The sequence below is a fragment of the Leifsonia soli genome, assembly GCF_013408745.1.
Taxonomy (GTDB): Bacteria; Actinomycetota; Actinomycetes; order Actinomycetales; family Microbacteriaceae; genus Leifsonia; species Leifsonia soli.
In genome coordinates this window covers 701,141-724,750 of sequence record NZ_JACCBJ010000001.1, presented here as the reverse complement: position 1 = coordinate 724,750, position 23,610 = coordinate 701,141, and the positions used below count along the sequence as shown (strand labels likewise).

Below are 23,610 nucleotides of genomic sequence, written 5' to 3'. Positions count from 1 at the left end.
CACGGCGCCCCGTCATGCCGACACGGGGACCGGGCGGACGTCGAGCGCTGGGATCCCGGCGAAATCAGCCGGATTACAGGTGTGGAGCGGAAGTTCGCGCGAGATCGCCGTGGCTGCGATGAGCGCGTCGAACGCACGGGCCGACGGCTTGCGCCCTGCATCCCGGAACGACTGCGCCACCCGCGCGAATGCCCGAGCCGCCGCCGCGTCGAAGGGGATCGGGTCGAAATCGGACTCCGCCAGCTGCAGGTGCGCCTGCCGAGCCGCCCGTTCTTCCTCCGAGCGCGCGACGAGCGGCCCCACAGACAGCTCGGCCAGGGTGACCGCGCTGATCGAGGGGATGTCGGGCAACGCATCAGGATCTGCCCGCGCCAGCAGGATCAACGTGGACGTGTCGAGGAGCCCCGGTCGCATCACCATCGCTGGTCGACGATCTCGTCGATGTCGGCCCGGAGTACGGCCGGGTCGACGGCAGGAAGGCTGCGACGGCTCTCGACCAGCACCGACAGCGCCCTGCGGGGCACGGCCAGGGGCGACAGCTCGGCGACGGGCGCACCGTCTCGCGTAATGGTCACGTGCTCGCCGCGGCCGACTCGGTCGAGGATGTCCCCGCCGTGGTTTCGTAGATCTCTCACGCTGACAGTCTCCATGAGGGGACTGTATCACGGGTGATACAGGAGGGTATCTGTGGATAACCCGCGGGATCAGCCTTCGAGGACGAAGTCGGCCCCCAGCAGCTGGAGCTTCGTGATGAAGTTCTCGTAGCCACGGCTGATGATGCCGACATTGCTCACGGTCGAGCGGCCCTCGGCGGTCAGAGCCGCGATCAGGTGGCTGAAACCGCCGCGCAGGTCCGGGACCTCGATGTCGGCGCCCTTGAGCTCCACCGGGCCCATGATGACGGCCGAGTGGTTGAAGTTGCGCTGACCGAAGCGGCACGGGTGGCCGCCCAGGCACTCCTTGTGGACCTGGATCTTGGCGCCCATGTCGATGAGCGCGTCGACGAAGCCGAAACGCTGCTCGTACACGGTCTCGTGGACGATCGACACGCCGGACGCCTTGGTGAGCGCCACGACGAGCGGCTGCTGCCAGTCCGTCATGAAGCCGGGGTGCACGTCCGTCTCGATGACAACCGGCTTGAGCTCGCCGCCCGGGTGGTAGAAGCGGATGCCGTCGTCGTGGATCTCGAAAGCGCCGCCGACCTTGCGGAAGACGTTGAGGAAGGTGAGCATCTCGGGCTGGCGTGCGCCGCCGACGAAGACGTCGCCGCCGGTCGCGAGCGCCGCCGCAGCCCAGCTCGCGGCCTCATTGCGGTCGAAGAGGGAGGTGTGGGTGTAGCCGGAGAGCGAGTCGACACCCTCGATGCGGATCACGCGGTCGGTGTCGACCGAGATCACGGCGCCCATCTTCTGGAGCACGTTGATGAGATCCATGATCTCCGGCTCGATGGCCGCACCCTTGAGCTCGGTGATGCCGTCGGCCCGGACGGCCGTGAGGAGCACCTGCTCGGTCGCGCCGACGCTCGGGTACGGGAGCTCCAGCTTCGCGCCGTGGAGGCCGTTGGGGGCCGTCATGCGGATGCCGCTGGGCAGCTTCTCGACGACCGCGCCGAACTTGCGCAGCACCTCCAGGTGGTAGTCGATCGGCCGGTCGCCGATGCGGCAGCCGCCGAGGTCGGGGATGAACGCCTCGCCCAGGCGGTGCAGGAGCGGTCCGCAGAACAGGATGGGGATGCGGCTGGAGCCGGCGTGCGCGTCGATGTCGGCCATGTGCGCCGACTCGACCGCGCTCGGGTCGAGCAGCAGCTCCCCCTCTTCCGCACCATCGGTGACCTTGACGCCGTGCACCTCGAGCAGTCCGCGCACGACGCGGACGTCGGAGATGTCCGGCACGTTGCGGAGAACGCTCGGGCTCTCGCCGAGGATCGCCGCGACCATGGCCTTCGTGACGAAGTTCTTGGCGCCGCGCACCTCGATGCGGCCTTGCAGAGGGCGGCCGCCGTTGATCGTGATGCGATCGCCCTTGAGGCCCACGCGTGCTCCTGCTGCCTGTGCGTCCTGAAGAAGTGAGTTCAAAGTTTCACCGGGAGGGTCGTGGGCCGCCAGCTCGCGCGGCCCGATTCGTATTCGGAGATTCGCGCCTCGTCGCGCAGTGTGAGGGCGATGTCGTCCAGCCCTTCGAGCAAACGCCAGCGAGTGTAGTCGTCGATGTCGAAAGACACCTGGACTTCACCGACGGTCGCAGTCTTGGCAACCAGATCCACTGTCGCCGCTATTCCCGGCTGCGCTTCGATCGCCTCCCAGAGCTGCTCGGCGTCCTCCTCGGAGACGATGCCGGTGAGAAGGCCCTGCTTGCCCGCGTTCCCGCGGAAGATGTCGGCGAACCGCGGGCTCAGGACGACCCGGAAACCGAAGTCGCGGAGCGCCCACACCGCATGTTCGCGTGACGAACCCGTGCCGAAGTCCGGCCCGGCGACGAGCACGGTCGCGCCCTGGTACTCCGGCCGGTTGAGGATGAAGTCCGGGTCCTGGCGCCACGCGTGGAACAGGGCGTCCTCGAAGCCCGTCTTGGTGACGCGCTTGAGGAACACCGCCGGGATGATCTGGTCGGTGTCCACGTCGGAGCGCCGGAACGGGACGGCGGTTCCGGTGACGGTCTCGAACTTCTCCATCAGGCGCCCACCTTCTCTCCGATTCGTGTGCTGCTGCCGCCACCGCGCGGCGTGTCGTCGCCTTCGGCCTCGAGATCCCACGGGCTCGAGAGCGTTCCGCGGATCGCGGTGGCCGCCGCGACGAGCGGCGAGACCAGGTGCGTCCTGCCGCCCTTGCCCTGCCGGCCCTCGAAGTTGCGGTTGGAGGTGGAGGCGCAGCGCTCCCCCGGCGCCAGCTGGTCCGGGTTCATGCCGAGGCACATGGAGCAGCCGGCGAAGCGCCACTCCCCTCCGAACTCCTCGACGATCTTGTCGATGCCCTCTGCCTCGGCCTCGATGCGCACGCGCGCCGAGCCGGGGACGACCATGACACGGACGCCGTCGGCCTTCTTCCTGCCCTTGATGACGGACGCGAAGGCTCGCAGGTCCTCGATCCTGCTGTTCGTGCAGGAGCCCATGAACACGGCGTCGACCGGGATGCTCTTCATCGGCGTGCCCGGCTGCAGGTCCATGTACTCCAGCGCGCGCTCGGCGGCGGCCCGGGCGTTGGGGTCGGCGATCGCCGCCGGGTCCGGCACGGGCTGGCTGAGCGAGACGCCCTGGCCGGGGTTCGTGCCCCAGGTGACGAACGGCTCGATCTCGGCGGCGTCCAGGTACACCTCGGCGTCGAAGACGGCGTCGTCGTCGGTCTGCAACGTCTTCCAGTAGGCGACGGCCTCGTCCCAGTCGGCGCCCTCCGGCGCATGCGGTCGGCCCTTGAGGTAGGCGAACGTCGTCTCATCCGGGGCGACCATGCCGGCACGCGCGCCCGCCTCGATGGACATGTTGCAGATCGTCATCCGGCCCTCCATCGAGAGCGAGCGGATGGCGCTGCCGCGGTATTCGAGCACGTAGCCCTGGCCGCCGCCTGTGCCGATCTTGGCGATGACGGCGAGGATGATGTCCTTCGCGGTCACGCCGGGGCGCAACTCGCCCTCGACCGTGATCGCCATGGTCTTGAACGGCTTCAGCGGGAGGGTCTGGGTGGCGAGGACGTGCTCGACCTCGCTGGTGCCGATGCCGAAGGCCATGGCACCGAACGCGCCGTGCGTCGAGGTGTGCGAGTCGCCGCAGACGACGGTGATTCCCGGCATGGTCAGGCCGAGCTGCGGGCCGACCACGTGGACGATGCCCTGCTCGACGTCGCCCAGCGAGTGCAGGCGGATGCCGAACTCCTCGGCGTTGCGCCGCAGGGTCTCGATCTGGGTGCGGCTGGTCAGGTCGGCGATGGGCTTGTCGATGCCGATCGTGGGGGTGTTGTGGTCCTCGGTGGCGATCGTGAGATCGGGCCGGCGGACGGGACGGCCGGCCATCCGGAGGCCGTCGAAGGCCTGCGGGCTCGTGACCTCGTGCACCAGGTGCAGGTCGATGTAGATGAGGTCGGGCGAGCCCTCCTCGCCCTTAGCGACCAGGTGGTCGTTCCAGACCTTCTCTGCCAGTGTCAGTGGCCCCGCAGCGACGGGACCGGTGGGGTTGCTCATGCTCGTACGAACTCCTTAGCGTGTGAACGGATCAGCCGTCGACGGACTCCGCGGCGAGAGTGGCCTGAGACTAGGACTCGCCGCGGCGGCTAAGGAGGAGAAGACCCGCGTACACGAGTGACAGGGTATCACCCGATCCCGGCGGGCCCGCCGTCAGGCGAACTGCGCGCGGATGCTCAGGTCGCCGAGCAGCAGTTCCGCCCCGTCCGGTACGACGGCCGGTTCTCCCGGCTCCGCTCGTGCGCCCGCGACGACGACGCCGTTGGTCGAGTGGAGGTCGGTGACCGTCAGCGTGTCGCCCTCCACCACGAGGAGCGCATGGGTCTTCGAGACGGTGGAGGTCGGGTCGTCGAGGGCGATCGGCTCGGCATCGCCGGCATGGGCGCCGCGGGTGGGATTGCGGCCGAGGAGGACCGCCCGGGTCAGCGGGACCACACGCCCGCCGGGCAGGACGAGTCGCCAGACCGGACGGGCGGGCGCGGCGGGGCCGTTCGGTCCGGCGGGCGGGGTGAAGGCGGGCAGCGCCCGGCCGGGCGCGACCGCCTCAATGCGCTCGGCCGCGGGCGTCGGCGTCGGCTCCGGCGGTCGCGACGGGATGAGGCCGGGTGGCGGAACGATGAATCCGCGGTCGTCCATGCCGCCCACTATACGGAAACCGGCCGACCGGTCCAGGGCTCCGATATGGCGGCGTCAGGCGCGGCGTGCCCGCCGGTAGCGGAACGCCGCGAGCCGGGAGCGCAGTGGCCCGGCCGCCTTGGTCGCGCGGCCGAGGGCGTCGTCCGCCGACGTCCAGGCGTGCTGCACGCGCTCCTCGTCGACGACACTGCCGTCGAACACCGCGGCGTCGACGTGCCGGGCCAGGTCGCGGAGCCCACCGTCGGGGACCGGGAGATCCTGCGCGGCGGACTGCTCCTCCAGCGCAGCGGCCGCCTGCAGACGCGTCGCGCGGTCGGGGACGTCGAGGCCGAGTTCGGCGTAGCCGTCGGTCAGCTCGTCCCAGGCTCCGGCGGCGCGCCGGTCCGGCGGTCCGGCGGTCTCGCGCCTCCGCCGTCGTCGCCGTTTGAGCGCGGCGATGAGCAGCAGCGGGACGAAGTACGCAAGCAGCGGGATGCCGACGACGCCGAGCACCACCCACGCCCAGACCGGCAGACGGAACGTGGACGCCTTGTCCTTCGGGTCGTTGTCCTTGGTCTTGACCGGCGTCAGCAGGTCGTCGGCGCGCGGGTCGGCGGGCGGCGGCTGGCGCACCTGCGGCTGGGGTTCGAGCTTCGGCTTCGTCGTCTGGTTCTTCGGCGCGTCCGTCTTGGTCGGCGTCGGGAAGAACGGCACCCAGCCGACGCCCTCGAAGGCGACCTCGTCCCACGCCGTCACGTCGTCGCCGGTGACGGTGGTGGTGCCTCCGGAGACCTTCGGGGCGAACCCCATGACGACCCGGGTCGGGTAGCCGAGCCGCCGGGCCATGAGGGCGAAGGCGCTGGCGTACTGCTCCTGGTCGCCGACCATCGGCGACTTGGACAGCAGGTCGGTCATGCGGTCGGCGCCCTGCCCAGCACGCGACGGCACCGGATCGGACGCCCGCCCGTGACTGAGGTAACCGAGCGACTTCAGCGACCGCTCGATGTTGCGCAGCTTCTGGATGGCCGTATCGGCCGAGCCCGCGTACTCCTCGGCCTTCGCCGACACCACATCCGGGACGTTGGTGACCGACGGGAGCGTCAGTTTCGCCGGGGGGACTTTGGCGAGGGCTCGGTCGTTCGGGATCTTCTGCGCCGTCGCGCCGACGGTGTAGTCGAGGCCGTTGCGCACGCCGCTCGTGACCGCCGCGGTGCCGGTCGCCGTGTTGACGCGCACGGTCGAGGCCGGGTCCTGTCCGGTGTGCGAATCGAACGTCAGCGTGTTGGTATAGCCGAGGGTCGGCAGCCAGACATCCGAGTAGCCGAGCACGTCGATGGTCGCGGTCGACGATGCCCCCGCAGTGAACAGCGGCGGCCGCGGGATGGTGCTGCCGAGCAGTTCGAACGCGCCGGAGGCGTCGCTGTCGCTTCCCGGGGACGCGACGGACCAGACGACGCCGTCGTAGCTGTCCATCGTCGCGAGCCGGATCACCTGGCCCTGCTTGAGCCCGGTGACGGTGAAGAGCTTGGTCTTCTGCAGCTCCTTCGTGTACTTCCGGAAACCCGCGAGCGGGCTCGGATAGTCGAGCGGGTCGAACGGCGGCGTGATCTCGTCGCGGACGACGAAACGCGACGAGGCGGGCGGCGCCAGCACGGACCCGGCCAGCGCGCCGACGAGCACGGCACCGAGCACGACCGCCGCGCCGCCGAGCAGCCGGCTGCGCCGGACTCCGGAGTCCGTCTCGACCCGATCGCGGGCGAACCGCGCGCGACGCCACGCCAGCCACACCAGGGCGATCCCGGCGAACAGGACGCCGCGCACCCCCGCGAAGAACGGGTCGCGGGTGCCGAGCAGGATGGCCGAGAGCAGCAGCAGGACGGGGCCGGCCAGCAGCACCGCCGCGCGACCGGCGGACGGACGCCGCACCCGGGGCAGCCATCGCACGGCCAGGGTCACCGACACGAGCGAGACGAGCCACCCTGCGACGTACGGGACCACCGCGACATAGGGCGGTGCCTCGAGCGGGGCCTGCAGTGTCACTGCGTCTGACCAGCCGAAGACGGCTCCGACGACCAGGCCGGACAGGCTGTCGAGCGACGGGAGCACCCCGTACAGCGCCTGCCCGGGCAGCGCGAGCGCCGTCCCGAACAGGAAGTAGGCGGCCAGCGCGATCACGGTGGTGAGCGGCCACGATATCCGGAGAAGCCGGCCGAGCAGCGCGACTCCCCCGCCGACGACGATGCCGCCGATGGCGGCCTGCGCGAAGGCGTAGTGCCCGAACGCCGGCTCGAAGCCCGCAACGGCGAGCAGGCTGAGACCGGTCAGGACGGCGATGTCGATCCACGTCGTCGCCGACAGGGTGTCGAACACCGGGGAGGCGGCGGCGGGACGCGCATCCCGTCGGCGGCCGGCTCCGGTGCCGGTGGCCGCGCTCATCGGCCCGCCCGCTTCAGCAGAGACGGCAGCTCGGGCAGCGCGGAGACGGTGATCAGCATCGAGCGCCCCAGTCGGGTGAGCCGCGGCTCCGCCGCCTCGTCGACACGGATCACGATGGTCTCCGTGTCCGTCGACCACAGGGCCGATGCTCCGCGCAGCTCGGCCGCGTCCACCTGCGAGCCCACCACGGTCACCGCAAGACTCGGCGCGGGCAGCCGCAGGGTCGCCTGCCGCAGGAACTCGCGGAGTGTCGGATGCGCCCCGTCCACCGAGTGGATGCGGCAGGAATCGTCGAGCAGGGCCGTCGGCGTCTCGACGCGCATCGGTCCGCGCTGCCAGAGCGCTCGGATCTCGGTCTCCTCGCGGATGACCTGGCAGCCGACCGACGCGAGCACGGAGACGCCCAGCTCGAACTCGTCGTCGGACGCGAAGTGCGAGCGCTCCGCGTCGAAGGCCAGCAGCAGCTGTGACCGGCGGGTCTCTTGACACTGGCGCACCATCAGCTGGCCCGTCCGGGCGGACGTGCGCCAGTGAACGTTGCGGATGTCGTCGCCGGGCTCGTAGGTGCGCAGCGCGTGGAAGGCGAGGTCGCTGTCCGTGATGACCTTGGTCGTCTGCCCCTCGAGGTCGCGGACCAGGCCGCGCGCCGTCGCGGCAAGGCGGACCGTCTTCGGGTGCACGAACAGCTCGATCTGCTCGGTCCACTGGTTGGTGCGGCGCAGCAGTCCCAGCTGGTCGCCGCGCACCGACAGGGCGGGGCCGGCCAGGATCAGAGCGCGCCGCTCGGTCGGAACGGCGAACAGTTCCTCCGTCTCGGCGCCCGGGGCGAGCCGCGGGATGGTGAAGTCGGCCTGTCCTTCGCCGACGGGCAGCTCCATCCGCGTCGGAAGCACCGGCCGTGATCCGCTGTTGGCCACGGTGAGCCGCCCGAGGGCCCGCCCGCCGGCGACGACGCGCCGGGGGTTGAGCTCGATGCCGACGCGGTATGTGGAGCGGCCGAACACGAAGGCGGCCGCGATGACGAAGGCCGCAAGCAGCGTTGCCGCGACGTAGACGAACTCGGCCCAGCCGAGCCAGACCGCCAGGACGACCGACACGGCGGCGGTCGCCAGCACGATCCAGCCGAGGGTGCTCACCACGCCGACGACCGGCGCGAGACGACGCCCGACCGCGCGCCCGAGAGGCGCGATCCGGGACGTCACCGCACCGGTCGCGCGCGCGACCGCGCCGGCGACGAGCTCCGCAGCGATGCGCGCCTGGTCGGCGCCGGGTGCGCGACGACGGCGTCCGCGAGCGGGGCTGTCGGTGGTCATGGCTGCAGGATCCTGTCGGGGTCGGGGTCGGGGTCGGGGTCGGGCGCGGGCGCGGGCGGGGGTCGGGGTGGTGCGGAGCGGCTCAGGCCGCGCGGTAGGCGGGCGGTGTCGCGGACGCGACCGCCCGCTCGACGACGTCGGCCGCGGTCACACCCGCGAACTCGGACTCGGGGTCGACGATGACGCGGTGCGCGAGCACCGGCTGGGCGAGGTCGCGGATGTCGTCCGGCGTCACGAAGGTGCGCCCGGCCGAGATCGCCCACGTCTTCGCCGCACGCGCGAGCGCGAGGGCGCCGCGGATGCTCACGCCGAGCGCCGCATCCTTGTCGTCGCGCGTTGCGGTGACGATCTCGCTGAGGTACCCCATGACGCTGGCGTCGGTGTGCACCTCGGAGGCCAGCTGCGCGAGCGTGGTGACCGAGTCGGAGGCGATGATCGGCCGGACGGCCGCCGCACGCGATCGGTTGGACGAGTCGAGCAGCAGGTCGACGGTCGTCGCGTGGTCGGGGTAGCCGAGCGATGTCTTGATCAGGAAGCGGTCGAGCTGCGCCTCGGGCAGCGAGTACGTTCCCGCCTGCTCCACCGGGTTCTGCGTCGCGATCACGATGAACGGCGCTCCGACGGGGTGGCCGACGCCGTCGACCGTCACGACGCCCTCCTCCATGACCTCGAGCAGCGCGGACTGGGTCTTCGGGCTCGCCCGGTTGATCTCGTCGGCGAGTACCACGGACGCGAAGATCGGCCCGGGATGGAACTCGAACCGGCCGCTGGACTGGTCGTAGATCGTGACGCCGGTGACGTCCGACGGCAGCAGGTCGGGGGTGAACTGGATGCGCGACTGCGTGCCCTCGACCGTGTTGGCGAGCGCCTTGGCGAGCACCGTCTTCCCGGTGCCGGGCACGTCCTCGAGCAGCACGTGTCCGCCGGAGAGCATCGCAGTGATCACCAGGCGGATGCTGTGCTCCTTGCCGAGGATCGCCTTGTCGACGTTCGCCACCAATTGCGAGAACGCCCCGGCGAACCAGTCCGCCTGCTCCTGTGTCACTGCCACTGCTGCATCTCCTCGGTTTCTTCGTTCGTGTTTTGCCCGCGGGTCACGGCGCCCAGTCCTGGACCGGGCTCTGCACGCCGTTCACGACGACGTAGACGCCGTGGTACCCGCACCACGGGTCGAGATCGCTGTTCGGGTTGCCGACGTAGTGGCCGTAGCCGTTGCCGTCGGTCGAGATCGACTTGCTGCCCAGCTGGCCGCCATTGCAGTGGACCTGCATGGTGAACGTCCGGTTCGCGGGGAAATCGTGCAGCGTCACGTCGTAGGTGTAGCTGTGGGCGTACCCGGGCTTCAGCCCGCCCTTCGCCAGGTCGATCGACGGCGACGGCGGCGGCGGGTCTTTGACTTCGACGCTGTTGGAGGTCGCCGTCGGTCCTTTGTTGCCGCCGGCGTTCGACGCGTAGACCTCGAAGGAGTAGGTGCCTGCCCCCTTGTTGTTCGCCTGCGCACTGGTGCCGGTCGTCGTCTGCCACGACCCGCCGTTGAGCCGGTAATAGTAGGTCGCCTGGCCGCCTCCCGTCCCGTTCGGGTCCGAGAGCGCGTTCCAGCTCATGGTCAGATCGCTCGGCGCGTTCCCGCTGCTCCGGAGGGAGACGCCGCTCACCTGCGTCGGCTTGCCGTACGGCGTGACCGGCGTGCTCCCGGCGGAGCGTTCGCTCCACCCGTCGGCGTTCTGCGCGCGCACGGTGAACGAGTAGGACTTGCCGTTCGTCAGGCCGCCGATCGTCACGTTGCCGACGGATGCCGTCGTCGCGGTGTGCCCGGCGCCGTCCGTCACCTCGTACTGCGTGATCGGCTTTCCGTTGTCGGCCGGGGCCTTGATCGAGACGGTGACCTTCCCGTCGCTCGCCTGCGGGTTCGACGGGGCGCTCGGCTTCGACGGGATGTCGTGGATGGTGACGCGCAGCTGGCCGATGGCCGACGCCGTGCGCTTCGGGTCCTTCGTCGCATCCTCGACGTGGTAGACCACGTTCACGGCCCCGATGGCGGCGCCGGAGGATGCGCTGACGCTGATCGACGATCCCGTGTGCGTGACCGTGACGCCCGCCGGCGCGCTCTGGGCCGTCGCGTCGGTGATCGTCAGCGGCTGCCCCGGGAACGGGTTCACCCACTGCGCGTCGCTCGACGCGCCGGTGACCGTCGCCGTCTCACCGCGCTTGACCTCCGACGTCTGCGGCGGGTTCTTCTGCGTCGCGACCGGACGGCTCGAGCTCACCACCTGCACGTTCACCGTGCCGGTGATCGTGTGCGTGCCGGAGCTGATCGTCACCGCGACCGTCGCCGTCTCGCCCGGCTGCACGCCCAGCGGCGCGGAGAGGGTCAGCGTCGAGCCGCTCAGGTTCGACTGGATCTTCGGGTTGGACGACGTTCCGCCGGAGTACGTCAGCTTGTTGAGGATCTCGGGGTTGGGATGGAAGCTCGACGCCCGCAGGTCGACCGAGAGCGGCGCCTCCCCCGGCTCGATCTTCTCGCTGGGCGATGTGAACGTCGGAGGCACGTCGGACTGGTCCGGCTCCCCCACCGTGATCGGCAGGACCAGAGTGGTCACGCGGTCGGCACTCTGTCCGGCCTCGCGCCCGTCGTTCACTTTGAAGGTGATCGCAGCAGGACCGCGGTAGCCCTTCGCCGCCGTGAAGGTCAGCGTCTGCTCGTCGCCGTAGGAGGATGCCCCCGAGCTGTTGGTCGCGCTGACTCCGGAGGCTCCGGTGAGTTTGTACCCGCGGCCCGACGGCACGGTGAGGATGTCGGAGAGCTTCCAGGTCTTCGACCCGTCGACCTGGACGATCTGCTGCGGCAGGCCGTCCTTGATGCGCGGAGGGGCCGTGGCGTCGCCCTTGGGCGGGACCACGATGAACGCGGTCCCCTTCAGCCCGGTGACGGTGTCGGTCAGCGTGTACGCGATGGCGGTGCGCTGCTCGCCCGGCTTCACCGTGATGGAGCCGTCCTTCCCCACGTCTGCGGCCGACGCGTTCGGCCCGGTGACATCGACCTTCAGGTCGTCGACGAGACCGGACGGATTGGTCGCTCCCTGAAGCGCGTTCACCTTGACGCTCTGCTTGTTCGCGACCTCGTCCGGCTCGAGCACGTGATCGACGGCGGTCGGGGGAACATCCTTGGCGTCGGGCGTCACCGTCACCTGGATGAACGCGCTGGCGACGCCGCCCTGCCCGTTGGTGATCTGGTAGCGGACGACGAACGACCCTTCGTCCTTCGGTGCGGTGACGAGCACGATCTTGCCGTGCACCGACGCCTTCAGGCCGTCGTCCACCTGCAGCAGCTTCTTCTGGAGGGCGATCGCGTAGCCGTTCGGGTCGGAGTCGTTGTCGAGGACGGGCACGGCGATCGTGCGGCCCGGCTTCACCTGCACCGGGTCGTTCACCGCGATCGGCGGACGCACCTGGCTCGGGCGCGGGATCACGGCGATCGACACCGTGCCGGTGGCCGTCTTCCCGTACGTGTCCTTCACCTCGTAGGTGAAGGTGTCGCTGCCCGCCGAGTCCGGGTACGCCTCGTACGTGAACGAGCGGCTGGTCGAGTCGGAGATGCGGCCGAGGGTCGGCTGCGTGGCCAGTCCGGAGAGCGAGACGGAGTCGCCGTCGGGGTCGATGCCGTCGAGCGGTACCTCCACCGGCACCGACGAGCCGGCGAAGGCGCGCACCGTCAGCGGCTGCGGCTGCGGCGCGCGGTCGGAGCCCTTGTCGGGGGCGCCGACGACGAAGGTGACGGTCGCCTGCGCCTTCTGGCCGTACTTGTCCGTGATGCCGTAGACCACGTTGTACTGGCCGGGCGCGGTCGGCGCCTGGTAGCGCACGTTCTCGCCGCTCACGAAGGCGGTCGCACCCTGCCCGGCACCGCTCGCGTCGCGCAGCTGCGTGTCGAGGGTGAAGGGGGCGTTGTCGGGCGAGTAATCGTTCTGCATCACCGCCACGGTCGCCACGTCGCCGGCCCGGACGGGCACCTGATCGTCCACGGCGACCGGAGGCTGATGCTGCACGAGCGGCGGGACGGGGACCACCGTGATCCCGGCGGTGGCCTCGTTGATCCCGTCGGACACGACGTAGGAGAGCTGCACCTGCTGGGTGAGGACGGTCGGCGCCGTGATCTTCACCACGGCGTTGTCGAGCACCTCGACGTTGAGATCCTCGGCGCCCTTCCCGACCGACACGGAACGCACGGCGAGGACGCGCCCCGACGGCGACACGTCGTTGTCGAGCACGGCGACGGAGGTCGGCTCGCCGGGGCGGACGTACGCCTTGTCGGTCACGGCGATCGGCGGGGCCTCGCTCGCACCCTGCGGCGCGATGTCGACGCGTGCGAGCCCGGTCGTCGTCTTCGGCCCGGCGCCGAGCGTGTAGACGAGGTAGTACTCCCCCGGCGCGTTGCTGCGGACGGTGATCGTGCCGCGCGCGCTGTCCGCGGTGACCTGCGCTCCGCTCCCGCCGTCGAGCCCCGCGCCGACCAGTGTCAGCGGCTCCCCGGACGGCGACTGGTCGTTGTCGAGCGGATGCAGCACGACGGGACGCCCGGTGAAGCCGTCGGCGAAGTCGGTCACGGCGACGGGGTCGAGCGTGCCCGCCGGCTTCACGGTGACGATGAGACTGCCCGTGGCGGAGGCGCGGCCGTCGGAGATGGTGACCCGCACCTCCTTGGAGCCCGCCTGACCGGTCTTGCTGGTGAAGGTGACGTCGCCGTTCGGCTTGAACCGCACGTCGTCCTCGGTCGTCGCGGACGCCGCGACGAGACTGAGGTCGTCGCCGTCCGGATCGGTCCAGTCGTTCAGGACGTTGTACGTGACCGACTGGCCGACCTCGGTCTGCGCGGTGCTCGATCGGGCGGATGCCGGGGCCTCGTTCACCGACGCCTGCTTGAGCGTCGCATCCACCTGCGCGGAGGCGGTCCCGCCGCGGCCGTCGTCGACCGAGTAGCGGAACGAGATCGTGCCGCTCAGGCCGTCCTTCGGCGTGAACTGGATGGCGCGACCGCCCTCGACGAGCTGCAGGACGCCCTGCGCGGCAGGGATCGCCGACACGTCGGAGATGGTCAGGACGTCGCCGTCCGGATCGGTGTCGTTCGTCAGCACGTGGAGCACCGTCGACCGGCCGGGGCGCACGCCGTACGTGTCGTTCACGGCGATCGGCGGCCTGTTCTGATCGGTCCGCTGCGCGAGCGTGTCGGCGAAGGACTGCACGACCGGCTTCTCCTCGCCGGTCTCGCCCTGCACCGTGGTGTCGTTGGGCTTCAGCTGCGCCCAGTTCTGCACCAGCCGCATGTTGGAGGAGACGACCCAGGCATTGCCGTCGCGCAGGTTGTTCAGCGCGATGACGCCGTGATTGACCCGGAACTCCAGGTCGTCGCCCGCCACCGGCTGGTCGATGTCGACGCCGACGGGCTTCTTGCCGTCGCACGCGTACAGGTAGCGTCCGGAGCCCGACCAGGCGCCGTACGAGCACGTCCCCAGCCGGACGGGGGCCGAGACCGCGTCGGCGCCGCCCTTCGAGGTCGCACCCGCCGGGCTCGCGGTGACCGCCCCGCCCCCGAGCGGGACGCTGAGCAGGCTGTTCGAGGTCGCGACGACCGCGGCGCGGTCGTCCGGGCCCGGCTGCTGGAGCCTGAGCCCCTTCGCGGGGAGGTCGACCGTGGTCCCGCCGCCCGTGATCATCCGGTTGCGCTGCGTGTCGAGAACGACCGCCTGGTCGCCGACCGCGCTCACCTGGAAGGCGCCGGGCACCGGGAAGTCCCGGCTCTCGGGCTTCGCTCCCGGGCGGTCGACCGTGATCAGCCGCTTGCCCTTCGGAGCGACCACGAACGTGGTGCCCGACTTCGCCACCGCGAGCTTCGCACCGGCTCCGGCCTTCACGACCGGCTTGGTCTTGGACTTGTCGAAGTCGAGCCGGCCCGAGGCGTCCAGCACCCACAGGGAGCCGTTGGGCGCCAGCACCGAGAGCGTGGTGCCGCCGTAGCCGACCTGCGAGTCCTCCGGCACCTGGATGCGTCCCCCGAGGGACACGAAGGCCGGGTCGATCCTGTCGACCGTCCCGTGCGGGAGGTCGGTGAGGAAGTAGGCGGAGCCGTCCTGCAGAACGTCGAGGTCGGCGCTGGCTCCCGTCACCGCGGCATCCAGCTCGTCGATCTGATGGTTGAGACGGCCGCCGAGCAGCTTCTCGCCGTTGGTGACCCAGACATCGCGGGTGTCGAGCTCGACCGCGTTGACCGGGAAGCCCTTGTGGAGGACGGCGATCGTCAGCGGGACGCCGGCGACCACGGCGAGTGCGGTGATCACGGCGAGCGTCTTCCGCTGTCGGAACCACGTACTCAATGAAACCAAGACTCTGCAATCCCCCGGGCCGGAAAACGCGTCTACGCTAACACGACCCCCCGACGCGTCCGGAATGGGGAGCACTCCCCATGGGCGGCCGGCCGATCCCGCCGGGCCACGCGGGAAGCGCCTCAGTCGTCGCTGCTACGGTCCTCCGCCGGAGCCGTCGGGTCAAGTGCCGCCTCGACATCCGCGTCGTCGTGCCGGTCGAGCAGAGGGAGATCCTCGACCCCGACCAGCCGGGTGGTCACGGCGTATTCGACGAGCCGGGCCCTGCGGTTGGTCGCGAGCTTGCCGCGCCCGCCACGGAGGCCGGCGACGCCGAGCTTGTCGAGCTTGTCGCAGACGTTATCGAGCTTGCGGTTGAACGTCGTCATGCTCCAGCCCAGCCGCTCGGCCGCCTCGGCGGAGGTCGGGATGGTGCCGCGTCCCGGGACGGTCTGGGTGAGGACGCCCTCGGCGAGGGCGACGATCAGCTGGCGCTGGCTGGTGGTCAGCGTGACAGGGAGCACCGTGGTGGAGCCGCCCGCCGCATCCACCTGGACCGCGGTGTTGAAGTAGTCCTCGTCGCTCGAGATGGTGAAGTCGTACGTCGTCGCGCCCGCGCTGAACATGACGTGCATGGTCTGGAACACGATCGGCAGCTTCGCGCCGGGCGCGAGCCATGCCTGCATGGTTCCCGTCGCGTCGGTCACCGTGGCGGTCAGCAGGGTTCCGACGTTGCTCAGCCACCACATCCCGAAGTCGTGCCCGACAGTGAGGAAGCGGCGGTGGAGGTACGGGTTGTCGTCGATGGTCAGCTCGGCCTCTCGGCCGATCCCGAACTCGCTTCCCGGGTCGACCCGGTAGAACTCGCCGCAGAACTCGACCGTGAGCGGCTTCGCGGCGGTCACGGGGCGCACGCCTTCAGCTGCTCGGAGGTGCGTCCGGCCCGGACGGTCGCGACGTCGATGCAGACGGGGACGCCCGGCGTCAGGTTCGTGAGCGTGACCGTCCGGTCGGCCGTCACGGACGGCCCGTTGGTCGTGCCCTCCTGCTGCCAGGTGAACTGGTCGTCCTTCTGCGCGTCCGCCGTCTTCCACGTGAAGGTGGCGCTGGCGCCGTCCGGCGCGCGGACGGCCGAGACCAGGACGGGAGGCGGTACGACGGTGACGGCGATGCTGCCGCCGTCGCCGGGTCGCGCGCCCGGTCCGGTGGATGCGGCGGGCGGCGCGACCAGGTTCACCACGACGGCTGCCACGACCGCGAGGACGACGACGGCCGCGGCGCCTGCGCCGATCCAGGCGAGCAGGCGGCGCCGCGGGTCGTGCGGGGCGGTGGCGGCGTCCTCCGCGGACTCCCCGGTCCCCTCGGCCGCGTCGGCGGACGGGCGGGAGCGGAGGACGGTGTGCTCCTCCACGGATTCCGCCGCGGGCTTCTCGTCTCGCGGCCCGGTGCGGGCGGACGGCTGCGGCGTGATCGGCACGACGCCGCGGACGCGCGTCGCCTCAGGCTCGGCATGCGCTGGTGCAGAGGCGGCGGGCTCTGCCGCAGGAGGCGGATCGGCCGGCTTCGGCGCGGCGGGCTGGGCCCGGATCGTGGCCACCGAGCGCGCCCGCGTCTCCTGCTCACCGCCGTCGGCGGACGGTCCGGGTCGCGCATCGCCCAGGCTGAGGTTCGGGACGTCGATGCTCGTCGGCGCGAGGCCCAGCTCCAGCTCGACGCGCTGCAGCGCCCGGGCGAAGTCGACGGCGGTCTGGTAGCGGTCCTCCCGGCGGGTCGCCATGCCCCGGCGCAGGACCGCGGTCAGCGACGCAGGGACGTCCGGCCGGTCGAGCGGCGTGATCATCCCGCGCTCGATGCGTCCCATGAGGTCGAGGGTGCCGTTGGAGCGCCCGGGCACCTCGAACGGCGTGCGCCCGGCGAGCAGGGTGTGCACGGTCGCGGCGAGCGAGAAGATGTCGCTGCGCACGTCCGGGTCCGGGTCGTCCGAGAACATCTCCGGAGGAGACCACGGCACGCTGAGGCCCACGCTGCGGCTGCCGGAGGTCGCGGTGTCGGAGGGCGAGCTCCGCAGCTCCGAGAGCGTCGTCGTGTGCACCGGGAGCTCCTCGAGCGCGGAGGCGATGCCGAAGTCGGTCAGCGCCGGCCAGCCGAGCGCGTTAGTGAGCACGTTCGCCGGCTTGATGTCCCGGTGCAGGATGCCCGCCGCGTGCGCGGTCGCGACCGCGCTCGACAGCCGCACGCCGGTGCGCAGGGCGTCCTCGACGCCGATCCGCTCGCGCTTCAGCCGGTCGGCCAGAGACGGACCGGAGCAGTACTCCATGACGAGGAAGGGGCGGTCGTCGCCCGCGACACCCGCGTGGAAGATCGTGACGATGTACGGATGCGCGGAGAGCCGGGCCATGACGTTGGCCTCGGCCACGAACCGCGCGCGCGCCGACTCGTCGACGCCGTCCGTCAGCAGCACCTTCACGGCGACGCTGCGCTTGGGCAGCTGCTGCTCGTAGAGGAAGACGTCCGAGAACCCACCCGATCCGAGAAGCCGGATGAAGTGGAAGCCGTCGAGCGCGGGCGGCTGCGAGGCCATGCGCCTCATCCGGCGGACTCCACAGTCAGGGTCGCACCGCTGCCGAGATCGATCACGGTCCCGAGCACCACCGTGGTGGGCTCGCCGCTGCGGAGCTTCTGCGGGGTCTTTCCGGGAAGGACGATCATGGTGCCGTTCCGCGAGTGCAGGTCGGTGACCACGACGCTGTCGCCCTCCACCGCGACGGCGACGTGGGAGCGCGAGATGTCGTCCTCCGCGGTGGTCAGCGTGACCGGACGCGCGCCGCGCAGGGAGGGCACGGCGGAGACACTGGGCGCCCGGCCGACGACGACCGGCGCCGACAGAGGTTCACGGCGGCCGTCGGAGAGCAGCACGGCGAATCTCTGCGGTGCCGGCTCCCGTGCGGGCTCCTGGTCGGAGTCCGACGGGCGCGGACGCGACGGGAGGTCGCCGCTCATCACGGTGAGCCCGTCGTGGTCGCCTTCCAGGCGTCCGGCGGCCGGCGGGAAGGAGTCGGTGATGAAGCCGGGGAGGTCGATCTTGGGCGGGGCGGCGTCCTCATCCTCCGGCCGGACGGCGGCATCCTCGACGCTCCGCACCATCGTCGCCCCGAAGAGGTGGTCGTAGCCGGAGGCCTCCGGCTGCGGCGCGGGGGCCGGAGCGGCGGACGGCACGTCGGCGAACGTCGCCTCGGGGACGCGCGTATGCGGGTCTGGTTCGGCGGCGGGCTCGGGCTCGGGCTCGGGCTCGGGCTCGGGCTCGGCGGCAGGCTCGAACGCCTCGACGGCGGGCCCGGCCACGACGGGTTCCGGCTCTTCCACGGCCGGAGCCGCGGACTCCTCGATGTCCAGTGCCTCCACCGGCCCGGTCTCGCGCTCACGCCGCGGCGGCGCAGCAACCGTCGCGCCGACATCCTCCGACCGCTCGGCCGCTGACCACACGACGCCCGCCGACCGCACGACGCCCTCGGCCAGTGGCAGCGTCTCCCCCGCGCCGGCGCCGAGCGTCACGGCCGCCGCATCGGTCAGCTGCGTCTCGACCCACGACGACACCCCGGACGCGCGGACGGTGCGCTCCACGCCGCCTTCGGCGACGGCCGCGCTCGCCGTCCCCCGGACGGCCAGGAGCACCGGCCCGGTGGATGCGTCCAGCAGAGCGAACGACGGCGTGCGGCTCAGACCGCCGGCGACCAGCGCATCCAGAGTCTCTGCGAAGCCGGCGCGGACCGCCTCGAAGAGCGCCCGCAGCCGTGCCGGATCGGTCTCGGCCACCAGCAGCGCTCGCGCGCCGCCCGCGACAACCGCCCACTCCCCGGCTGCCGCCTGCTGCACTTCGAACACGGACGACCTACTCCCTCGGCTGCGTGTCTTCGAACTCCCGGCCGCTGCCGTCGGCGCGTTCACGCGTGTCGACGGGGGCCGCTGCGTCCTCCCCGGTCACCGATTCAACCACGATCACGGTGATGTTGTCGTGGCCACCGGCCTCGTTCGCCGCGTCCACCAGAGCGGAGGCAGGATCGGACGGCCCCTGGGCGAGGATCTCGGCGATCCTCCCATCGCTCAGTTCGCGGGTCAGGCCGTCGGAGCAGATCAGGAAGATCTGCCGTCCGTCCTCGGCGACCAGCTCGCTGTCGGTGTCCACGAAATCCTCCGCGCCGAGGGCGCGCGTGATGACGTTGCGCTCCGGGTGCACCGCCGCCTGCGCCTCGGTGATGAGTCCGGCATCCACCAGCTCCTGGACAGCGGAGTGGTCGACGGTCAGCTGGCGCAGCGCGCGGCCGTCCCACGCGTAGACGCGCGAGTCGCCGACGTTGACGACCATCCACTGCTCCGTCGCCAGCTCCGGCACGCGGACGCGGACGATGCCCGCGAGGGTCGTGCCCGCCACCGCGGCGCCCGATTCGTCGGCGCCGGAGAGCGACCGCACGGCAGCGTTCGCCTCGTCGATGGCGCGGATCACCTCGTCGGGCGTCGGGCGGGAGCCCGGCTGCAGCGTGCGTGCGAGGCTCTCCACCGCCGTCCGGCTGGCCAGGTCGCCGCGGGCGTGACCGCCCATGCCGTCGGCGACGACGAACACCGGATCCTGCGCCAGAGCGCTGTCCTCGTTGACGTGCCGGACCGCACCCGTGTCGCTCCGGAGGGTCACGCCGACGACAGAGCTCATGTGCGGGGGTCCTCCTGCGTGCCGTCGACGACCGTTTCCTCGGCCTCGTCCTCGTCGGATTCGTCGCCGTGAATGGCCTCGGCGACGCTGGTGCCGCTCATCCGCAGCTTCACCAGACTTGCAATCGTAGCGACAACCATGGCTCCGACGATCACCAGCAGCGAGGTCCAGGTGCTGATGTCGGGCGCCCACTCGATGTGCTCGCCGCCGTTGATGAACGGGAGCTCGTTCTCGTGCATGGCGTGGAACACCAACTTGACGCCGATGAAGGCGAGGATGAACGCGATCCCGTACTTGAGGTACACCAGCTTGTCGAGCAGGTGCCCGAGCAGGAAGTAGAGCTGCCGGAGGCCCATCAGGGCGAACACGTTGGCCGTGAACACGATGAACGGGCTCTGGGTGATGCCGAAGATGGCGGGGATGGAGTCGAGGGCGAACAGCAGGTCGGTGGTGCCCAGGGCGATGAACACGATGATGAGCGGTGTGAACATCCGGCGACCATCCACCACCGTGCGGAGTTTGTTGCCGTTGTACTGGGTCGACACCTTCAGGTGCTTTCGGGCGAACCTGATGAACCAGGAGTCCTCCGCGCCCTCGTCGTCGTGCTTGCCGAAGGCCTGGTTGAACGCCGTCCACAGCAGGAAAGCGCCGAACAGGTAGAAGATCGCGCTGAAGCTGGCGATCAGGCCGGCCCCGAGCAGGATGAAGACGCCGCGGAAGATCAGCGCCAGGATGATGCCCACCATGAGCACTTCCTGCTGGTACTTCCTCGGCACGGCGAACCTGCCCATGATGATCACGAACACGAACAGGTTGTCGATGCTGAGGCTGTACTCCGTCAGCCACCCGGCGAGGAACTGCCCCGCGTGCTCCGCATCCCCGACCAGCAGCATCAGCAGCGCGAAGATCAGCGCGAGCGCCACGTAGAACCCGACCCAGAGCGCCGACTCGCGCGGGCTCGGGATGTGCGGCCTCTTGAAGATGATCAGGAGGTCGAAGGCGAGGATCAGCAGGAGGACGACGAAGGAGCCGATCTCGAACCAGAGGGGAAGAGCGGTGTGCACTGGGGACCTTTCGAAGGGCGCGGGACATCCACCGAAAGTCTCTCCCGCACCTGATGGTGCCGCTGTGCCCGGGCCCCCTTCGTCGCGGACCGTGATGACGTGCACAGCGCCGGCGTCGCGCAGGTTCGCACCTGTTGTCGAGCCGTTCGGGATACTCCCCTTCGCTTCCGACATCCTAGTGCCGTCGGAGGCCGGGCGTAGGGTGCCGACGTGGAACGCGAGGCCTTCGACAGCTCGGTGATCGCCGCAGCCGGCTACGACCCGTCGGTGCGGACGCTCGAGATCGAGTTCGTGTCGGGCGAGGTGTACCGCTACTTCCTGGTGCCCGCGCGGGTCTGGCGCGAGCTGCGCGCCGCCGGGTCGGCGGGCTCCTACTTCAACGCCGAGGTGCGCGACCACTACCCCGAGGAGTGGATGCCCGGGGCCGCAACCCGGTGAGCCGGCGCGATCCCGTCGGCGGCGACGACCTGGTGTGCCGCTCCGGCGGCGACGAGTTCAACATCGTCTGCCAGAACACCGACCGCGAAGGACCGCGGAAAGGACCAGGTCAGCGTCATCACGCTGTAGGTCGTCTCCTGATATAGTTATCGGAAACGATAAGTTGGAGGCGCCATGTCGATTGCAGAGATCGCCGGATCCGTACGCCGCTCGCGGCGCATCCCGCAGACGATCATTGCCTCGAGGACAGGTGAGGCCGCCTCCAACCTGTCGGTCATCGAGAGCGGCCGTCGTTCACCGCGTGCCGACAAGCTCGACCGCATCCTCCGCGCATCGGATGCGCGGTTGGCGGCCATCCCCACGACACGGCCTGGTGCGCTCGAGGTGAGCGCAGGAATCCGACGCGCCCTGAGGGGATCCGACGACGCCGAGGCGTTCCGCATCTGGCTCGCCTACAACGACGCGCTGGGCGCGGAGGACGCTGTCAACCGGGTCGTGCTCGCCGCCTTCCCCCCGGAGCCGACCGGCAGTCGACTGTTCGACGCCGCCCTCGCGGCGGTGACAGAGCACCATCTGCGCGAGACCAGCTCACCGATCCCTCTTTGGGTCTCGGCGACCGAGCCGCTCGACGTTCCGACTGTCTTCACCGGCTCCCGGTACGTCACAACCGTGGACCCGAAGGACGTGCCCGACGCATTCCTCCGTAAACGCGTACTGATTCCCCGCGACACGCTGCGGAGCGTGTGACGTGGTATCCCTCCGTCGCGATGACGTCATCGCCGGCTTGCGCCAGCTGGTCCGAGAGCTGCACGACCGAGGAGCACACGCAACGATCAGGATTGTGGGCGGAGCGGCGATCATGTTGCGCTACTTCGAGGACCGTCGGATCACGCCCGACGTCGACGCGTCAATCAGCACCGATACCGACCTCGATGAGATCGTCCGGTCGATCTCGGCCGAGCACGGATGGCCGACCGATTGGCTCAACACGGCAGCGGCAGGGTTCATACCGTTCGCCGGCGACGACCACTGGGAGGCCATCCACGACGACGACACGGTCTCCGTGTGGGTGGCCACCCCACCCTGCCTGCTCGCAATGAAATTGAAGGCGGCACGGCGCGGACGTGACGACGATGACGTAGCCGTCCTCCTCGCCTACCTCGACATCGATTCGGCGGACGAGGCAGAGGCCGTCTTCGAGTCCCAGTATCCGGGCGAGCTTCCGCCTCCGCGCGCGTACGACATGCTCGAAGACATTCTGCGGGTCGGCGTGCCCGACGTTCGGAGGCCTCCTGCGGTCGACTTGCGATAGAACGGGCACGCAACCGCATTCGAGGGCACTTCGCCGGCAACGAAAAAGCCCGCTTCCCGGTGTTCACATTCCTGTGTTCACAAGGGAAGCGGGCTGTTGGTGACCCCAGCGGGATTTGAACCCGCGTTACCGCCGTGAGAGGGCGACGTCCTAGGCCGCTAGACGATGGGGCCGTCTGGCAACTAGAAGATCATGCCACAGATGGGCCTGCACTGCCAAAACGGCGGCTCCCTCCCGGGCGCGTCGCTCAGGCGAGGACGCGGAGCGCTCCGGCCGCGACCGAGACCTCAACCGGGAGCGGCCCGATCCGCTCACCATCGGCGTAGGCGACGACCCCCTCCGCCTCGATCCGGACGGACGAGACGCGCAGGATGCTCACCTCGGGAAGGCCGGTGTGCTCGCCGCGGAACACCTTCGGGAACAGGCGAAGGAAACGCAGCCGCGACATCGGCCCGACAACGAACAGGTCGAGCAGACCGTCGGAGAGGTCGGCGTCCGGAACGATCCGCATCCCGCCGCCCAGCGAGCGGTTGTTCGCGACCGAGACGAGCATGGCGTCCACCTCGATGCTCCGGCCGTCGGCATGGATGCGGTACGGCCGAGGCCTGAGCGTCGCGAGTTCGCGCAGCAGGGCGATGACGTACCGGCTGCGGCCCCGCGGGCGCGACATGAGGTTGGCGCGCTCATTGACCGTGGCATCGAACCCGGCCGACACGACGCAGCCGAACCACGTGGTCAGCTCGCCGCGGCGGATGGTCCCGGCGTCGATGGTGCGCGGCTCGCGCTGCAGCGCGTCCAGCAGCCGGTCGATGGCCGCTTCGGTATCGTCGATCGGGATGCCCAGGCCGTCGGCCAGATCGTTGCCGGTGCCGCTCGGCACGATCCCGAGCGGGATGCCCGTGTCCGCCACGAGATCGATGCCGAGATTGGCCATCCCGTCGCCGCCGACGACGACGAGCGCGTCGGCGCCGTCCTTCAGCGCGCGTGCCGTCTCCCGGCGGAGAAGCTCGATGTTCGCCTCGCCCATGGCGACGACATGGTGGCCGGCATCGCTCAGGCGCTCGATCACGCGCGGACCGACCTCGCGCCGGCGGCCGAAGGACGCCATGGGGTTGACCGCGACGACGACGGCCCGCGGGAGTGCGGTCACGCTCCCGATGATGACACACCGGCGCCCCGCCTGCGAAAGACGGGGCGCCGG

General features: G+C 70.5%; 19 protein-coding genes and 1 tRNA gene. 3 read left to right on the top strand and 17 right to left on the bottom strand.

Features of this window, described 5'->3' with window-relative positions; genetic code table 11:
• Positions 1-12 precede the first annotated feature (12 nt).
• The 15 genes from BJ963_RS03530 to BJ963_RS03460 form a co-directional block, all read right to left on the bottom strand.
• Positions 13-420, bottom strand: coding sequence for a type II toxin-antitoxin system VapC family toxin (locus BJ963_RS03530; RefSeq protein WP_179454663.1), 408 nt, complete (start codon positions 418-420; stop codon positions 13-15).
• Complete coding sequence (locus BJ963_RS03525; RefSeq protein ID WP_218857012.1) at positions 414-650, bottom strand: type II toxin-antitoxin system Phd/YefM family antitoxin; 237 nt, start codon at positions 648-650, stop codon at positions 414-416. The genes BJ963_RS03530 and BJ963_RS03525 overlap by 7 nt, the downstream gene beginning before the upstream one ends.
• 54 nt (positions 651-704) lie before the next feature.
• A complete protein-coding gene (murA, locus tag BJ963_RS03520) occupies positions 705-2,075 on the bottom strand; it encodes a UDP-N-acetylglucosamine 1-carboxyvinyltransferase (RefSeq protein ID WP_172824197.1) in 1,371 nt (456 codons plus the stop codon).
• Complete coding sequence (gene leuD, locus BJ963_RS03515) at positions 2,072-2,671, bottom strand: 3-isopropylmalate dehydratase small subunit (RefSeq protein ID WP_179454661.1); 600 nt, start codon at positions 2,669-2,671, stop codon at positions 2,072-2,074. Before leuD ends, murA begins: the two co-directional genes overlap by 4 nt.
• On the bottom strand, positions 2,671-4,170 hold the full coding sequence (leuC, locus tag BJ963_RS03510; RefSeq protein ID WP_089911821.1) for a 3-isopropylmalate dehydratase large subunit: 1,500 nt from the start codon (positions 4,168-4,170) through the stop codon (positions 2,671-2,673). Before leuC ends, leuD begins: the two co-directional genes overlap by 1 nt.
• 153 nt (positions 4,171-4,323) lie before the next feature.
• Positions 4,324-4,806, bottom strand: coding sequence for an FHA domain-containing protein (locus BJ963_RS03505; RefSeq protein WP_089911823.1), 483 nt, complete (start codon positions 4,804-4,806; stop codon positions 4,324-4,326).
• A 54-nt stretch (positions 4,807-4,860) separates the two neighbouring features.
• Complete coding sequence (locus tag BJ963_RS03500) at positions 4,861-7,221, bottom strand: transglutaminase TgpA family protein (RefSeq protein WP_179454659.1); 2,361 nt, start codon at positions 7,219-7,221, stop codon at positions 4,861-4,863.
• Positions 7,218-8,534 carry a DUF58 domain-containing protein gene (locus BJ963_RS03495; protein ID WP_179454657.1) on the bottom strand — a complete coding sequence of 439 codons (1,317 nt, stop codon included), beginning with the start codon at positions 8,532-8,534 and terminating at the stop codon, positions 7,218-7,220. Before BJ963_RS03495 ends, BJ963_RS03500 begins: the two co-directional genes overlap by 4 nt.
• A gap of 82 nt (positions 8,535-8,616) precedes the next feature.
• A complete protein-coding gene (locus BJ963_RS03490; RefSeq protein WP_089911831.1) occupies positions 8,617-9,579 on the bottom strand; it encodes an AAA family ATPase in 963 nt (320 codons plus the stop codon).
• 49 nt (positions 9,580-9,628) lie between these two features.
• Entirely contained in the window at positions 9,629-14,866 is a 5,238-nt protein-coding gene (locus tag BJ963_RS03485) for an Ig-like domain-containing protein (RefSeq protein WP_179454655.1), read from the bottom strand.
• Positions 14,867-15,033: 167 nt separating this feature from the next.
• The gene (locus BJ963_RS03480; RefSeq protein ID WP_179454653.1) at positions 15,034-15,804 is read right to left on the bottom strand and encodes an FHA domain-containing protein; all 771 of its coding nucleotides are present in this window, start codon (positions 15,802-15,804) and stop codon (positions 15,034-15,036) included.
• The gene (locus BJ963_RS03475) at positions 15,792-17,471 is read right to left on the bottom strand and encodes a serine/threonine-protein kinase (RefSeq protein ID WP_179454651.1); all 1,680 of its coding nucleotides are present in this window, start codon (positions 17,469-17,471) and stop codon (positions 15,792-15,794) included. The genes BJ963_RS03480 and BJ963_RS03475 overlap by 13 nt, the downstream gene beginning before the upstream one ends.
• Before the next feature lie 5 nt (positions 17,472-17,476).
• Positions 17,477-18,772 carry an FHA domain-containing protein gene (locus BJ963_RS19505; protein WP_179454649.1) on the bottom strand — a complete coding sequence of 432 codons (1,296 nt, stop codon included), beginning with the start codon at positions 18,770-18,772 and terminating at the stop codon, positions 17,477-17,479.
• Positions 18,773-18,779: 7 nt separating this feature from the next.
• The gene (locus BJ963_RS03465; RefSeq protein ID WP_089911845.1) at positions 18,780-19,595 is read right to left on the bottom strand and encodes a PP2C family protein-serine/threonine phosphatase; all 816 of its coding nucleotides are present in this window, start codon (positions 19,593-19,595) and stop codon (positions 18,780-18,782) included.
• Positions 19,592-20,659: a TerC family protein gene (locus tag BJ963_RS03460; RefSeq protein ID WP_089911848.1), complete on the bottom strand. Its 1,068-nt coding sequence runs from the start codon at positions 20,657-20,659 to the stop codon at positions 19,592-19,594. Before BJ963_RS03460 ends, BJ963_RS03465 begins: the two co-directional genes overlap by 4 nt.
• 210 nt (positions 20,660-20,869) lie before the next feature.
• Between BJ963_RS03460 and BJ963_RS19090 the strand changes: the two genes are divergently transcribed.
• The 3 genes from BJ963_RS19090 to BJ963_RS19085 all read left to right on the top strand — a co-directional run bounded on the left by BJ963_RS19090 (position 20,870) and on the right by BJ963_RS19085 (position 22,409).
• Positions 20,870-21,097 carry a KTSC domain-containing protein gene (locus BJ963_RS19090; protein ID WP_179454647.1) on the top strand — a complete coding sequence of 76 codons (228 nt, stop codon included), beginning with the start codon at positions 20,870-20,872 and terminating at the stop codon, positions 21,095-21,097.
• A 174-nt stretch (positions 21,098-21,271) separates the two neighbouring features.
• Complete coding sequence (locus BJ963_RS03450) at positions 21,272-21,844, top strand: helix-turn-helix domain-containing protein (protein ID WP_179454645.1); 573 nt, start codon at positions 21,272-21,274, stop codon at positions 21,842-21,844.
• Position 21,845: 1 nt separating this feature from the next.
• The gene (locus BJ963_RS19085; RefSeq protein ID WP_343037221.1) at positions 21,846-22,409 is read left to right on the top strand and encodes a DUF6036 family nucleotidyltransferase; all 564 of its coding nucleotides are present in this window, start codon (positions 21,846-21,848) and stop codon (positions 22,407-22,409) included.
• A gap of 97 nt (positions 22,410-22,506) precedes the next feature.
• Here BJ963_RS19085 and BJ963_RS03435 read toward each other — a convergent pair.
• Together BJ963_RS03435 and BJ963_RS03430 are read right to left on the bottom strand one after the other, a co-directional pair.
• Positions 22,507-22,582: transfer RNA gene (locus tag BJ963_RS03435), tRNA-Glu, on the bottom strand.
• 74 nt (positions 22,583-22,656) lie between these two features.
• On the bottom strand, positions 22,657-23,559 hold the full coding sequence (locus BJ963_RS03430; protein ID WP_179454643.1) for a diacylglycerol kinase family protein: 903 nt from the start codon (positions 23,557-23,559) through the stop codon (positions 22,657-22,659).
• Positions 23,560-23,610 lie beyond the last annotated feature (51 nt).

Coding starts and splice junctions, on each gene's coding strand:
- BJ963_RS03530 (WP_179454663.1), bottom strand. CDS start 420: ATGGTGATGCGACCGGGGCTCCTCGACACGTCCACGTTGATCCTGCTG.
- BJ963_RS03525 (WP_218857012.1), bottom strand. CDS start 650: ATGGAGACTGTCAGCGTGAGAGATCTACGAAACCACGGCGGGGACATC.
- leuD (WP_179454661.1), bottom strand. CDS start 2,671: ATGGAGAAGTTCGAGACCGTCACCGGAACCGCCGTCCCGTTCCGGCGC.
- leuC (WP_089911821.1), bottom strand. CDS start 4,170: ATGAGCAACCCCACCGGTCCCGTCGCTGCGGGGCCACTGACACTGGCA.
- BJ963_RS03505 (WP_089911823.1), bottom strand. CDS start 4,806: ATGGACGACCGCGGATTCATCGTTCCGCCACCCGGCCTCATCCCGTCG.
- BJ963_RS03500 (WP_179454659.1), bottom strand. CDS start 7,221: ATGAGCGCGGCCACCGGCACCGGAGCCGGCCGCCGACGGGATGCGCGT.
- BJ963_RS03495 (WP_179454657.1), bottom strand. CDS start 8,534: ATGACCACCGACAGCCCCGCTCGCGGACGCCGTCGTCGCGCACCCGGC.
- BJ963_RS03475 (WP_179454651.1), bottom strand. CDS start 17,471: ATGGCCTCGCAGCCGCCCGCGCTCGACGGCTTCCACTTCATCCGGCTT.
- BJ963_RS03465 (WP_089911845.1), bottom strand. CDS start 19,595: ATGAGCTCTGTCGTCGGCGTGACCCTCCGGAGCGACACGGGTGCGGTC.
- BJ963_RS03450 (WP_179454645.1), top strand. CDS start 21,272: ATGTCGATTGCAGAGATCGCCGGATCCGTACGCCGCTCGCGGCGCATC.